The organism is Bradyrhizobium sp. Ghvi, from assembly GCF_900115265.1.
GTDB lineage: Bacteria > Pseudomonadota > Alphaproteobacteria > Rhizobiales > Xanthobacteraceae > Bradyrhizobium.
In genome coordinates, this window is the sequence record NZ_FOVU01000020.1 from 1 (window position 1) to 13102 (window position 13102).

Below are 13102 nucleotides of genomic sequence, written 5' to 3' on the forward strand. Positions count from 1 at the left end.
CCTTCCTTTGCGATGGAAATCGGGGATCTCTCTCGATCCGATAGGCGGTCGACGCACTGAATGACGCCTTGGCCGCCGCCACTGGCGGGCTATCGGTCTGACGGTACTTCATGTAGAGCCTCATCTGGTGATCTGTGATGTGTCGGCCGGGCAAGCGAGTGATTCCTCTTGGCGGAAGAACCACTTGCATAACCCCGCCGGCCGCGATCACCAGTCGGCGCGGTCCTCCTCGGGATCGCGCCGACGCTGGGCTCGTAACTCCGGTCGGGCTACGCCCTCCCTCCGTCACGAGCCCAGCGAAACTCTCTCACCTTGATTGACGCTGCCTTCCATCCTGATCGCCGCGCGACAGTCTGCGCGCGAAAGTATGCGCTATGACAATGCTCCATCGAATAACGCGCATCATGGGTGACGCTGGCCCGCCATCGACCACGATACACCTCTGCGAGCTGGTCAGATCGCTACGCCGCACGCCACGCGGCGGCGCGCGAACCTGGATACCAGGCCAGGCCCTTCAGCACTGTGAATTGGAAATTCACCTCGATGACAAGCCATGTCCTAGATCTATCGCCACATCGTTGGTGCTTTCGAAAGAGCTTCCTGACCGATCTGTTTAAGCAGATCGGGGCGCGTCTCACCTCTGGTGGCGGCCTCCAGGATTTTGGAGGCAACGTAGGCGCGGACGCCGGCGTCATACGGTGAGACGTTCTCGCAAACGTCATCCAGGATCGTGCGCAGGAGCGCGGTCGTGGCACCGTCCAGCATTGGGAGATCTCCCTCATCCCATCGAGAAAGATAATGGGCATTTGCTGGGCGACAACGCAAGTACATCACATCGTATGAAGCTTCGCGACTGCGGGTAAGCCGATTTTCACGGGGGTGCAATGCCCAGCATCTCTGCGACAGCTGATCAATTGCAGCAGCTTGCTTGGTCGACCTGCCTTGTTTTGTCGTTCACGCCGCTCGGCTTAACAGACAAGCTTGGCAGAGCTCAGAGCCCATGGTGACGCCCTGCGATCATGCTCTGCGGTTACGTAAGGGCATGCTCGGCCATCTATTGCGCCGCCGGATTGGTGGCCTGCTCCGGCAGGCCAATGTTCGGACGGTGCTAGTTCGTTGCCGACCTCATCAGGTTCAATTGCGGCCAAGAGGATTTGCCGCCTATCGAGCCTGCTGCGTCCAACCAAGCCCGAGCGCCTCGTATCCTGCACTTTAGATTGAGATCGCGGTCAATTGTTGCGGTGAAGCATATCTTTGCGTTGAAAACCAGCGCCGGCCCTTTTCTAGCGATGAAATCGCCCCGAGATCCGGCGCCAATCCTCGGTGACCCAGGCCCGCCCCCAGCCGCTCTTGGCGATCTTCGGCTTTATGCAACTTGGTCGTGAAGTAATTTCATGATCATGGGTGCGCGGCTATTGGTCCATAAGCACGTATTGGCAGCACACGACTTTTGAGGGAGCCTTCTTTGGGAATGTCCGCTTGCAGGCGGGTGATCTCAGTAGCGACTTGCGTTTTGGACATATAAGCCTGGTGTAGCTGAAGCACCCCAGCACGAACACGCGAAAACGTCGTGTGAAAATTCATCCGGGGCGCTTCGGTAATGCAGGATTTGAGCGCGGGAGCGCGTTTCGTCGCATTAATCGATATTGCCATTTTGTTACAGTCTCCGCCCGCATATGCCGCGGCCACATTGAGAGCCATTACGGCAACTGAGCATGAGGCATGAGCGAGATGGCGTAGCCGAAAGTGTCGTCGCACGTACGAGCTAGGGGGCCCTTTGCAGGGAGTGAGCTAGCAAACCTGCCCACCGCGGGCTGCATGTGAAACGCTCCGAGCCGACGCCGAGGCGCCTCGTTCAGGGAAGACAAGCGACTGGTCTGTTCAGATTTTCTTCTGTGAATCGGAAAGGGAGCTACATGAATCAACTCGGCAGCAGCCAACGTCGCACAACTTCTATGATCAGGGCCGAACAGCACGAGCTTGAGCGCTGCAAGCAGGAGATTGCGCACCTCAAACAGCTCGTTGTACGACTATCTGAAATTGCTTTGCGCCATGTCGTGGAAAGCGCGCAAAGCGGTCTGAAAGTCCCGGAGCGTCTGAGCGAGCCGCCGAAGCCATAAATTCGGAAAGCGAACTCGCATTTGGCTACTCTCGGTACGTGGAGCGACCCTGTCTCGCTCCACTTGTCAGCGGCAGTGCCAATCAACCCATATCAAGACCTCGAGAGTGGGGGCAGTTGTTCAGCGTGTTCGAGAGATGGTCAGGACTACGTTGTCGATCAACCGAGTCGAGCCCACGTACGCTGCGACACAGATCACCGCCGGAGAGCGCAGAGGGCTCTCGGCACTTCTGAGGGTCTCAGCGTCGACAAGCTCAAGGTACTGGAGTCGATCGACTTTTTCCAAATGCTTTCTTGCAAGCGCAATCAGCATGGACGCCTCCCGCTCCCCTGAGGCAAACTTTTTCGCTGCGGCGAACAAGCCACGGCTGATCGCAAGGCTCCGACCACGTTCTTCCGGGCTGAGATAACGGTTGCGACTGCTCATTGCCAGCCCGTCTGGCTCCCGCACGGTTGGCACGGTGACAATCTCGATCGGAATATCCAGATCAACCGTCATGCGGCGTATCACAGCGCATTGCTGAAAATCCTTCTGTCCAAAGTACGCGGCGTCCGGCTGCACCATGCTGAATAGCTTGCAGACCACAGTCGCTACACCACGAAAATGTCCGGGCCTGAAACCTCCGCAGAGCGGTTTTGCGAGTTCGCCCGGCTCGATAAAGGTCTCAAACTGAGCCGGGTAGATCTCCTCTGCACTTGGCGCGAAGACGATGGAGACCCCCGCACTACGGCACAAGGCTTCATCGCGCGCGAAGTCGCGAGGGTACCTGCTGAGATCCTCACTTGGGCCGAACTGAGTGGGGTTGACGAAGATGCTTACGACAGTGACGTCGCAGTGTCCACGGCTAGCCGAGATGAGGGACAGGTGGCCCTCGTGCAGGTATCCCATCGTCGGAACGAACCCGATGCGCTTATCGGCTTTGCGGACGTCTGCAAGGGCCCGACGCAGCTCAGCGACCTTCGTAATCACTTGCATTGCTTACCTTGATTCAAGTTGAATTGGAGGGCGCCCAGTTGGCGATGGCATGGCGAAGCTGATCAGGAAGCCGATAGCACTCCTCTGAGCCCGGGAATGCACCTTTGCGGATATCGGCAGCCCAGCGCGACATCGCGTCCTGCAGCAGCTGGAATCCATTTGTATAGGCACGAACGAATTTGGGGCGATGGCCTTCGATTAGCCCCAAGACATCATGGAACACGAGTACTTGGCCCGAGCAATCGGGTCCTGCTCCGATCCCGATGGTGGGTATCGTGAGAAATTCTGTCGCTCGCGCGGCGAGCTCGGCAGGAATCCCCTCCAGGACCAGAGCGAAACAGCCGGCTTCCTGCAGACGGTGCGCGTCATCGAGCAGCCGCAAGGCGGTATCGGTTGTCCTTCCCTGCACCTTGAATCCACCCATGACGTTGATGCTCTGCGGGGTCAGACCGAGATGTCCCATCACAGGAATTTCGCAATCGACCAGGGCGCGTACCATCTCGACGCGTTTGGCACCCCCCTCGAGTTTTACTGCATCGGCGCCACGCTGCAGAAAACCTCCTGCATTGCGAATCGTGTCCTCAGAACCGACATGAAAGCTCAGAAAGGGCATGTCGGCGACAAGCAGGGCATGAGGCCTCGTGCGCGCAACAGCCTCCAGGTGATGATTCATCATGGCCACGCTGACGGGCAGCGTGTTGTCGAATCCCAGGCAGACGTTACCAACGCTATCTCCGACCAGGATGATATCGACAATGGGATCCGCGATGCGCGCCGCAACCGCATCGTAGGCGGTGGTCATCACGACACGGCGTCCTTCATCCTTCCACTGCTGCAGTGCCGGAATCGTGACACGCTCTAGAGGCTGCCCTGAACTGTGGCTCATATTGAATTCCGCTCCCGCACACCGTCGCCGCTTCCTAGAGAACGCAGCAGAAACCTGTCAATGGTATGGAGAATGAAGACCCCAAACAACGCCAAAACAATCCAATGGTCGCGCAACCATGAGGCAAGACCTTCCCCATCCCGACTTCACCACCCGATGGCTCGTCTCCCCGTACAGTTTCAGCGACCATGAGGGCGGCCGCCATCGAGGAGTGGCGCTCGCGACGGGTCACCGTCAGCAGTTTCTGGGCTGATTACAGCCTCTCCAAATGGCGATGGCTCGAGCCGGGCCGCGCTGCAGATGCACGCAGCGGGGGACTTCGGCTTTAGGTCACATCTTCGTGCCTGCACCCTAGGGGTGCTCGTGAGGCTCCGGCTTCGGCGCTGGCGCACCGAGCAAAGCAAATGGATGGCAGGCCAGCAACGCCCAAACGTGACAGGCCGCTGTAAGCGCAGCGAGAGTGGCGGTCGAGTAGATGTCGTCGCGAAGGCGCTCAGACCGAGCCAGCCTGCGGGCCTTGAAAGCCCTGAAGTCGATTATTTTCGCCGATGTTTCTGTCAATTGCTGTCCACGCGCTCGAGAGGGGCGAATCGAATTCGCAACAAGTCTGACCAGGGCGGTACCCGCACAGCTCGGTTTCGTCCTAAGCCGCTCGCAACCATCGAAGCCATTTCTGATCGGCCTCCCGCCGCGCCTTGAAGCGGTTGACGCATTTCTTGGAGCAAAGGGCCGTTCGCCAGCAGTAATGGCGGATTAGCCCAAACTTCCCCCCGCATATCGCGCAGCACGTGGCTGAATGGTCGAGTGAATTGCGGAAGCCAATCTGCATTCCCGCCTCCTATCAGACATTCACTTGGGAAGCCCACTGCCCTCTCACCGCAGCACCACGATGGCACCAAAGGTGGGGCCGCCCGGCGGTCCGTCTCAATAGTCTTGCGACCATCAAGAGCCTGACTCTGATTGCGCCTGCCTCGCGGAGCACTGATTTTTGCAGAATGCTTCGTCGAGAATTTGCTCAGGATAATAGAATTCTCTATCGTGATTACCGCAATTTGCTCGACATTTCGGCCAAATACTGCGCCTCTCATAGCTCGTCCGCAGGATTGCTGCGGCAGTTGCCTCAGAAGCGATTAAAGCAGGTGCTTAAAGCACGATCAGCCTGCGAACTGTGCGTTCTGCATCCTCCTTGGATTATCAAACGGCAGCAATACGGACACTTTCGCCTTGCCAGACCCGGTCACTGCAGACCCGTTGCAACTCTTATGCCTCTCACATCAGCAAGTCAGCGGCGTCACGGATAGCAGCATAGATTTCCTCAAGGTCGGCCGCCGTAACGCAGTAAGGCGGCATCACGTAGATCGTGTTACCGAGTGGGCGTAACAACAGATTCCGCGCTTGGAAGAAAGCCAAAAGCTTCGGCCCGATGTCCGCCAGATAGCCGGCATCGCTCGTGTTGAGTTCAAGCGCTGTGACTGTTCCTGTGCGTCGGGCGTTTGCGAACCGTGAATCGGCGCAAAATGGCCCGAGTGCCTGTTCTTGCATCCTGGCCAAGGATGCCACCCGGCCGCGATATTCCTGATCCTGCCATAGGTCCAGATTGGCCTTCGCGGCCGCGCAGGCCACTGGATTGGCTGTATATGAGCTCGAATGAAAAAACGTGCGCCTGCGATCTTCAGAATAATGCGCATCGAAAATATCGGCACGACAGAGTGTGACGGCGAGCGGCAGCGCCCCAGCCGTGAGGCCTTTCGAATAGCAGGCAATATCGGGCGTGACACCGGCCTGCTCACACGCAAACAAGCTACCCGTCCGGCCCCAGCCCGTCATGACCTCGTCGGCAATGAACAGAACGTCGAAGGCTTCGCAGATCCGCTTCATCTCCCTTAGCACCGAGGTAGAATACATCAGCATTCCACCGGCACCTAATATGAGGGGCTCCACGATAAACGCTGCAGGATGTTCGTTTCGACATGCGCTTTCAAGCGCATCGAGCGCTATTTGCTCGCGATCTCTTGCCGGGAACGGAATCGAGGTCACCTCGAACATCAGTGCTCCGTAGGCCGCATTGAAGACGCCTCGGCTACCTACCGACATCGCGCCGATCGTGTCGCCATGGTACGAGTGCTGCATCACTACAATTTGGGTTCGCTGCCTTCCGGTATTGTACCAGTAGCCAAGCGCCATTTTCAGTGCGACTTCGACGCTGGTTGACCCGCTATCGGAGAAGAACACATGCTCGAGCGCCGGTGAGGTGACCTTCAATAGTTCCGTCGCGACTTGCTCAGCCGGGTCGTGAGTGTATCCGGCGAAGATGACCTGGTTGAGCTTGCCTGCCTGCTCTCGGATCGCGTTCACGATGGATGGATGGCAATGGCCATGGGTCACGACCCACCAGGAGGAGATTGCATCGATAAGGCGTCGGCCATCTTCGGTATAGAGATAAGCCCCCTCTCCCCGCAGCACCTTCGTCATATCCCGCTGTAGAGCATGCTGCGTGAACGGGTGCCAGATCGGCGACCTCTTGGCTATTTTCATAGATTCAGGAAGTCACTGCTAACAAAGGAGCCTTTGAAAGCCGCCTGCAGGCTATCCTCCGTGAGGGGAACAAGCCACGGGAGCCGTCCCAGCCAACGCACCCTCCCGATCTCGCAAATGGCGCTTTCAGTTTCGGCATTTCTTTCGCCAATGAACGCAATTCCAAGCATTCGAATCTGACGCTTCCGCAGAGCCTCTATGGAGAGCAGGGAGTGATTGATTGTGCCCAGTCCCGTCCTTGCGCAGAGCACGACGGGAAGCTGCCAACGCTCGAAGATGTCAATGTACAGCGTGCGCGCTGTCAGCGGCACCATGAGTCCGCCGGCGCCCTCGATCACGAGCTGCCGCTCGCCGGTATCCGGCAATCGAAGCATCTCTGTGTCTATGCGAACGCCGTCGACCTCCGCGGAGTAATGGGGCGACGCAGGCGTCCGAAGTCGATAGAGCTCAGGCAAAATCCGATCGGACGAGAGGCCGCCGAGGCGACGGACGCACTCGGAGTCGGTCTCTGGTTCGAGTCCAGCCTGGACCGGTTTCCAGTAATTCGCGCCGAGAAGGCCGGCGAGCCCTGCGGAAAATACCGTTTTGCCGACCCCGGTGTCCGTACCAGTCACGACGATCCGCTTATTCATCAAAACGAGCCCCTCGTCACGTCAACCAGTGCATCGAGCATTGCCCTCACGTCCGCTTCCCCAACATTGAGTGTCAACGAAATTCGCAAACGGGCGGTGCCTGCAGGAACGGTTGGCGGCCTAATTCCGCGGATATCGAAGCCGCGCGCCTGCAGAGCAGACGCAAGTCGCATTGCACGAGCATTGTCACCCACGATGTACGGCACGATCTGAGAGGTCGAGGGCGTGTGCAAACCAAGGCAGGTGATCTGTCGATGCGCGAACGCAACGAGTTTGGCCAGCCGCTGCTGCCGCTCCGGCTCGTTCTGCAGAATGATTAGTGCCTCTCGAACGGCAACGGCTATCAATGGGGATGGGGCGGTGGCAAAAATAAACGGACGGCAGCGGTTGACCATGAAATCGCGCAGGATGCCGGAGGTCGTAACAAGTGCACCCGCCGCACCGAGCGCTTTGCCGCAGGTATGAACGACGATGAGATTGTCGCGCCTGCCATAAGGGGCCGTGAGCCCTCGTCCCTGATGCCCGTAAGCACCTGTTGCATGAGCCTCATCCACGATCAGAAATGCGTCATGACGCTCGGCGATTGCCACCAGCTCTTCGACTGGAGCGAAGTCGCCATCCATACTGTAGAGACTTTCGGCCACAATCCAGACGCGGCCCGCTCCACCTTTGGTTCGCCAGTCGCGAATTGCGTCTTCGACGGACTGGGGATCATTGTGCGCGTGAATTCGGCAATCTGCGCGGCCCGCTCGCGCCCCCTCGTGAATACTGGCGTGCACGAGCGAGTCCAGAACGATCAGATCGCCGCGCTGCGGCAGCGTTGTCAGGAGGGCAAAATTTGCGATGTAGCCGCCTCCGAAGAAAAGCGCGGCTTCCGCGCCAAAGAACTGAGCCGCTTCCGTTTCGAGCCGTTCATGCTCCTCGCAATTGCCGCGCAGAAGCCGCGACCCGCCGGCTCCAACCGGAGTGCCCGCCTCGAGCGCGGCGACCATCGCCCTTTTGATGCGCGGGGCGCTCCCGAGCGCCAGATAGTCGTTTGATGCGAAATCGATCCCAACGCGCGGCTTGAGACAGCGCAGCCGTTTATCTTCGTTCAAGGCGTTCAACGCTGCGACGTACGGACTAAGTCTAGCTGCTTGGATTGCTCGCATTCATCACTCCCGCCGATCGCATCAATTCACGGAAAAGATCCGTTTGCCGTGTAAGAAGGAAGGATGGCCCTTGAGGTTCAACTTGCCAGGATGCGATTGTCTCGGTCCACCCGCACAACGCGTGGCGTGAACATCTTTGCTTCGGCCTCGTCGAACGAGGCATATGCAACGATAATGATCTTGTCTCCGGGCATTGCCAGTCGCGCGGCGGCACCGTTCAGGCTTATCGTGCCAGAACTCGGCGGCGCCTCGACCACGTAGGTGGCAAAGCGCGTTCCTGTTTCGACATTGTAGATTTCGACGCGCTCGTTGATCACCATTCCCGCGGCCTCCAGGAGCGTACGATCTATCGAGATCGAGCCTTCATAGTGCAGGTCAGCTTCGGTCACGGAGGCGCGATGGATTGTGCCCTTCATCAAAGTTATTTGCATTTCTCACCTTGGCCGGACGTAGGAGCAACACACTGCTTCCCTCCGGCGAGCCCGGACGTGATGCCGAGCCGGGCCAGCAGATCCGCATCGCGATCAACTTTTGGGTTTTTGGTAGTCAAGAGCACGTCGCCGATGAAAATTGAATTTGCGCCGGCTAAGAAGCAAAGCGCCTGCAATTCATCGCTCATGTAATGTCGCCCGGCGGACAAGCGAACCACACTCCTCGACATCATGATCCGCGCGGTCGCCACCAGCCGGACCATCGCGATCGAATCGGGAGGCTCGGCGGTGTCTTCCACCGGCACGCCCTCGATCTTGTTCCAGAGGTTGATCGGCACGCTTTCGGCATGGCTGGGGAGATTGGCGAGCAGCACGAGCATACCTAGGCGGTCCTCGACGTGCTCGCCCATTCCGATAATCCCGCCGCAGCAGAGCTTGATGCCCGCATCGCGCGCATGCGCCAGCGTATCGATGCGATCCTGCAGGCTGCGGGTCGTGATGATCTTGCTGTAAAACTCGGGTGATGTGTCGACGTTGTGATTGTAGAAGTCAAGGCCGGCCTCGGCGAGCCGCACGGCTTGGTTCGGTGTCAGCATGCCGAGCGTGACGCACGTTTCCATGCCAAGTCCCTTGACCGCGTTGACCATGTCGCAGACGGACTCGAGATCGCGATCTTTTGGCGTGCGCCAGGCCGCGGCCATGCAGAAGCGCGTCGCGCCCGCATCCTTCGCTCGCCGCGCGGCAGCAACCACATCGGTGCAATCCATCAGACGGGTGGCTTTCAGGCCGGTCTCGTAATGCGCGCTTTGCGAGCAGTAGCCGCAGTCTTCCGGACACCCGCCGGTCTTGATGCTGAGCAGGCTCGCAGTTTCGAGGTGGTTTGGATCGAAGTTATTGCGATGAGCGAGCTGCGCCTGAAGCATCAGATCGGCAAAAGGAAGATCGTAGAGCGCCTTAGCCTCTTCGACGTTCCAATGATTACGAACCGCCCCGTCGCCTGTTTCCTTGCGTTTGACTTCCGCAGCAACATTCATAATCCCACCCCGTCCAATTGTAGATAATCGCGTGAATTATCTATAGTCATCACTCTCCAAGAGATGCTAATCGAGCTGCCTCGCAAATGCACCGGTAATTGCGGTAGATAATCTATGATCGCTGCTGAGAACATGACGACGGTCGCACGCATCGCGGACTCAATCGCTGAGCGCATTATCAGCGGCGTCCTAGAGCCAGGCGCGCCACTTCGCCAGGATCACGTTGCACGAGAATTCAATTCCAGCCACGTCCCGGTGCGCGAGGCCTTTCGGCAGCTGCAGGCACAACATCTTGTTGTCGCTGTGCCGCGTCGCGGTGTTCGGGTTGCCCCGCTCGATACCCGGTCAGTGAAGGAGATTGCCGAAATGCGCGCCGCGCTGGAAGTGGTGGCATTGCGCCATTCGGGGCCACGGCTCACAACAGCCCATTTGGCTCGGATCGAGCTCGCCTTGATCGAAGGAGACAATGCAAAGACGGTCGAGGAGTTTGAGATGGCCAATCGCGCCTTTCACCAAGCCTTGGTGGCGCCATGCGGAATGCCGCGTCTGCTCGCGAGCCTCGATGGACTGCAGCTTGCCAATTCTCGGCTGGTGTTCGCGATGGCGCGATCGGTGGGCTGGCGACCGCGCTCCAATCAAGATCATCGCCTGATTCTGCATGCCTTGCGAACGCGCAACCTCGATCAAGCCTGTAACCTGCTCACGCGGCACATTCAAACCATTGAGCGCCTTGCCCTTCAGGCGTCTTGAAACAAATCTGGCAAGCTTCATTGCGGATCACCGACGATCGCAAGCGAGGCTCATGCGACAAGCGCCAGGTTCATTGCAACGGGCTCTATTCCCACATAGTTATGCCACCCGCTAACGACATCTCCACGGACAGCCATGATTCGTCACATCGTCTTCTTTAGCGCCAAGGACGAGGCGCATATCGATCAGATCATCGAAGGTCTTTCGCTTCTCGCCACGATACCACATGCGCGCCGCCTTGAGGTTGCCCGCAACCGCAAGACCGATCAGCTCGGCAAGGAAATCGACATCGTGGTCTATGGTGAGTTCGACAGCGAGGCGGAGCTTGCAGCGTACAAAGCGCACGATCTCTATCAGGAGTCGATTAAACGGGTCCGACCGCTCCGCGAGCTTCGGTTCGCGGCCGACTACAATGTATCAACAGATACTTTTCGCCTCCCGGCAGAATGAGCCAGGTGCTGCCGCGACAAGCGTCGTTCTCATCGGGCGGCGCAACAGATGCAACGGCACTTTCGCGAGGTCAGCCGCCGGTGACCGATAACCCGATGTACGTTCGCGAATTGCAGTGGATTGAACCTGTCACAGCGATGCGGCGTCTCGCGCATCGGTCGCATCTTACGTTTTTCGACAGTGCAGCAAGGCACGAGCTGCTTGGGCGCTACTCATATCTGACGTGCGACCCGTTCGGCACCTACAGGGTCGCGAACGGCCAAGGCGGTTGGAACGGACTGACTCTTAAGGCCGATCCATGGAAGGTCCTTCGCACGCTACTCGCGAAGTACCCGCAAGAGCATCATCCCGATCTCCCGCCGTTCCAGGGGGGAGCGGCGGGCTACCTTGCCTACGAGATGAACAGGACATTGGAGCGATTATCTGCGCCGGCAATTGCCGGTCTGAGTTTGCCCCAATCCACCCTGCATTTCTATGACGTGGTCATCAGCTTCGACCACCGGGATAACAAATGCTGGATCGTCTCGACCGGATGGCCGGAGCAGGATCGCGTGCGACGGAGCGAACGCGCGCGCCGTCGAGCCGACGAGTTTGCAGCACTGGTTGCTGGTCCAAAGGCGCCAGAGAATGGTCATGCCGGCAAAGCGGGCGCATGGCGCTCGAACTTCAGCCGCGAGGGCTACATTGCGGCGGTCCAACGCGTAATCGACTTGATTCTGGCTGGTGACGTATTCCAAACGAATATTGCGCAGCGTTTCAGTGCCCGCCTGTCGACCTCGTTTGATCCGCTCGCCTTCTACTGCCAGCTGCGATTATTGAATCCGGCGCCTTTTGCGGCCCTGCTGCAATGGGGAAGGCTGACCATCGCATCAAGTTCGCCGGAACGATTCCTGAAGCTTCAGGGGCGACATGTCGAGACACGACCGATCAAGGGCACGATCGCGCGTTCGCCTGATTCGAAGGAAGATCACCGCCGTGCGGCAGCTCTCCTCGCTTCCGAAAAAGATCGTGCCGAGAACACGATGATTGTCGACCTATTGCGAAACGATCTGTCACGCGTGTGCACTGCGCATTCGGTCGAGGTTCCGGGCCTGTGCAATCTCGAGTCCTACGCCTCGGTGCACCATCTCGTGTCGATCGTGACGGGGGAACTGACCGGAAACGAAGACGCCGTTACCCTGCTCCGTGCTTGCTTTCCCGGCGGCTCCATCACGGGAGCGCCAAAGCTGCGGTCGATGGAAATCATCACGGAAATCGAGCGCATAGCGCGAGAGGTGTATTGCGGGGCGATCGGCTTCATCGGCTTCAACGGGCACATGGATACAAATATTGCGATCCGCACTGTCACGATCGAGGGCGACGTGGCTGTGTTTCATGCGGGCGGCGGTATAACGGCCCTATCGGAGCCGGAGGCCGAATACGAGGAAACGCTCGCCAAGGCAGAGCGAATCTTTGATGCATTCGCTTCTGACTAGAAGGTGCATTTTGATTGTCATCATCGATAATTACGATTCGTTCGTGTTCAACATTGCCCGCTATTTCCACAAGCTGAGTGAAGCAACGGAAGTGATCCGAAACGACGCTATCAGCATCAGCGAGCTCGTTGGTCTCAAGCCGCGCGCGCTGGTCATATCGCCCGGTCCCTGCACCCCAACTGAGGCAGGAATATCGACAGCAGCGGTCCGCGAACTGTCAGGACGCGTGCCAATTCTCGGCATCTGCCTTGGACATCAGTGTATTGCGAGCGTTTTCGGAGGACGGGTGGCGCGTGCGCATCGGCCCATGCACGGCCGGCGCTCATACGTTGCGCATGACGGCCGAGGGTTATTCAAGGGGCTGCCAACCCCGCTTGGCGTCGGGCGCTACCATTCTCTTATCGTCGAGCTTGATCAGTCATGGGCGCAGAACCTCGTAGTGACAGCGTGCTCGGAGGAAGGCGAGATCATGGCCCTTACCCACCCCTGTCATCCCACCTATGGCGTCCAGTTCCATCCGGAGTCGATCCTTACCTCACAGGGGCACGTCCTGCTTATGAACTTCTTGCGACTCGCAGAGGATTTCCGAAGGCAAGCGGAGGAGTGAGAGGCTCGACCTGCCGATCAAGATGGTGGACCGTTCGCTTCCGCGTCCTTACATCG

The 13102-nt window shown here is 58.5% G+C and carries 13 protein-coding genes and 1 pseudogene; 5 read left to right on the plus strand and 9 right to left on the minus strand.

All coding sequences use genetic code 11. The features are described from left to right. Both BM374_RS35380 and BM374_RS39045 read right to left on the minus strand, forming a co-directional pair. Window positions 1-154, minus strand: a pseudogene (locus BM374_RS35380) (IS21 family transposase); the annotation flags it as partial. Window positions 155-564: 410 nt separating this feature from the next. After that, window positions 565-765 carry a hypothetical protein gene (locus tag BM374_RS39045; protein ID WP_177248764.1) on the minus strand — a complete coding sequence of 67 codons (201 nt, stop codon included), beginning with the start codon at window positions 763-765 and terminating at the stop codon, window positions 565-567. A 1151-nt stretch (window positions 766-1916) separates the two neighbouring features. Between BM374_RS39045 and BM374_RS35390 the strand changes: the two genes are divergently transcribed. After that, window positions 1917-2120 carry a hypothetical protein gene (locus BM374_RS35390; RefSeq protein WP_092303307.1) on the plus strand — a complete coding sequence of 68 codons (204 nt, stop codon included), beginning with the start codon at window positions 1917-1919 and terminating at the stop codon, window positions 2118-2120. Window positions 2121-2240: 120 nt separating this feature from the next. Here the strand turns inward: BM374_RS35390 and panC are convergent, their stop codons facing one another. From panC to bioB, 7 genes are all read right to left on the minus strand, one after another. Further along, window positions 2241-3095 carry a pantoate--beta-alanine ligase gene (gene panC, locus BM374_RS35395; RefSeq protein ID WP_092303309.1) on the minus strand — a complete coding sequence of 285 codons (855 nt, stop codon included), beginning with the start codon at window positions 3093-3095 and terminating at the stop codon, window positions 2241-2243. Between the two features lie 13 nt (window positions 3096-3108). Continuing rightward, a complete protein-coding gene (gene panB / locus BM374_RS35400; protein ID WP_092303311.1) occupies window positions 3109-3981 on the minus strand; it encodes a 3-methyl-2-oxobutanoate hydroxymethyltransferase in 873 nt (290 codons plus the stop codon). A 1269-nt stretch (window positions 3982-5250) separates the two neighbouring features. After that, a complete protein-coding gene (locus tag BM374_RS35410; RefSeq protein WP_092303315.1) occupies window positions 5251-6516 on the minus strand; it encodes an adenosylmethionine--8-amino-7-oxononanoate transaminase in 1266 nt (421 codons plus the stop codon). Next, a complete protein-coding gene (gene bioD / locus BM374_RS35415) occupies window positions 6513-7148 on the minus strand; it encodes a dethiobiotin synthase (protein ID WP_092303317.1) in 636 nt (211 codons plus the stop codon). The genes BM374_RS35410 and bioD overlap by 4 nt, the downstream gene beginning before the upstream one ends. Continuing rightward, entirely contained in the window at window positions 7148-8299 is a 1152-nt protein-coding gene (locus BM374_RS35420) for an 8-amino-7-oxononanoate synthase (RefSeq protein WP_092303319.1), read from the minus strand. Before BM374_RS35420 ends, bioD begins: the two co-directional genes overlap by 1 nt. Window positions 8300-8376: 77 nt before the next feature. Further along, the gene (gene panD, locus BM374_RS35425) at window positions 8377-8730 is read right to left on the minus strand and encodes an aspartate 1-decarboxylase (RefSeq protein ID WP_092303321.1); all 354 of its coding nucleotides are present in this window, start codon (window positions 8728-8730) and stop codon (window positions 8377-8379) included. Then, on the minus strand, window positions 8721-9764 hold the full coding sequence (bioB, locus tag BM374_RS35430; RefSeq protein WP_092303323.1) for a biotin synthase BioB: 1044 nt from the start codon (window positions 9762-9764) through the stop codon (window positions 8721-8723). The genes panD and bioB overlap by 10 nt, the downstream gene beginning before the upstream one ends. Before the next feature lie 114 nt (window positions 9765-9878). On the opposite strand from bioB, the gene BM374_RS35435 reads away from it, so the two are divergent. The 4 genes from BM374_RS35435 to BM374_RS35450 all read left to right on the plus strand — a co-directional run bounded on the left by BM374_RS35435 (window position 9879) and on the right by BM374_RS35450 (window position 13046). Beyond that, window positions 9879-10514, plus strand: coding sequence for a GntR family transcriptional regulator (locus BM374_RS35435; RefSeq protein ID WP_092303325.1), 636 nt, complete (start codon window positions 9879-9881; stop codon window positions 10512-10514). 135 nt (window positions 10515-10649) lie between these two features. After that, entirely contained in the window at window positions 10650-10964 is a 315-nt protein-coding gene (locus BM374_RS35440; RefSeq protein ID WP_092303327.1) for a Dabb family protein, read from the plus strand. Window positions 10965-11059: 95 nt separating this feature from the next. After that, complete coding sequence (pabB, locus tag BM374_RS35445; RefSeq protein ID WP_177248772.1) at window positions 11060-12439, plus strand: aminodeoxychorismate synthase component I; 1380 nt, start codon at window positions 11060-11062, stop codon at window positions 12437-12439. Between the two features lie 10 nt (window positions 12440-12449). After that, window positions 12450-13046, plus strand: coding sequence for an anthranilate synthase component II (locus BM374_RS35450; protein ID WP_177248765.1), 597 nt, complete (start codon window positions 12450-12452; stop codon window positions 13044-13046). Window positions 13047-13102: the final 56 nt, after the last annotated feature.

Excerpts from the sequence above, each read along its gene's own strand:
- bioD (WP_092303317.1), bottom strand. The coding sequence starts at position 7,148 with ATGAATAAGCGGATCGTCGTGACTGGTACGGACACCGGGGTCGGCAAA.
- panC (WP_092303309.1), bottom strand. The coding sequence starts at position 3,095 with ATGCAAGTGATTACGAAGGTCGCTGAGCTGCGTCGGGCCCTTGCAGAC.
- BM374_RS35440 (WP_092303327.1), top strand. The coding sequence starts at position 10,650 with ATGATTCGTCACATCGTCTTCTTTAGCGCCAAGGACGAGGCGCATATC.
- BM374_RS35410 (WP_092303315.1), bottom strand. The coding sequence starts at position 6,516 with ATGAAAATAGCCAAGAGGTCGCCGATCTGGCACCCGTTCACGCAGCAT.
- BM374_RS35435 (WP_092303325.1), top strand. The coding sequence starts at position 9,879 with ATGATCGCTGCTGAGAACATGACGACGGTCGCACGCATCGCGGACTCA.
- panD (WP_092303321.1), bottom strand. The coding sequence starts at position 8,730 with ATGCAAATAACTTTGATGAAGGGCACAATCCATCGCGCCTCCGTGACC.
- pabB (WP_177248772.1), top strand. The coding sequence starts at position 11,060 with ATGTACGTTCGCGAATTGCAGTGGATTGAACCTGTCACAGCGATGCGG.
- BM374_RS35390 (WP_092303307.1), top strand. The coding sequence starts at position 1,917 with ATGAATCAACTCGGCAGCAGCCAACGTCGCACAACTTCTATGATCAGG.
- BM374_RS39045 (WP_177248764.1), bottom strand. The coding sequence starts at position 765 with ATGCTGGACGGTGCCACGACCGCGCTCCTGCGCACGATCCTGGATGAC.
- bioB (WP_092303323.1), bottom strand. The coding sequence starts at position 9,764 with ATGAATGTTGCTGCGGAAGTCAAACGCAAGGAAACAGGCGACGGGGCG.
- BM374_RS35420 (WP_092303319.1), bottom strand. The coding sequence starts at position 8,299 with ATGCGAGCAATCCAAGCAGCTAGACTTAGTCCGTACGTCGCAGCGTTG.
- panB (WP_092303311.1), bottom strand. The coding sequence starts at position 3,981 with ATGAGCCACAGTTCAGGGCAGCCTCTAGAGCGTGTCACGATTCCGGCA.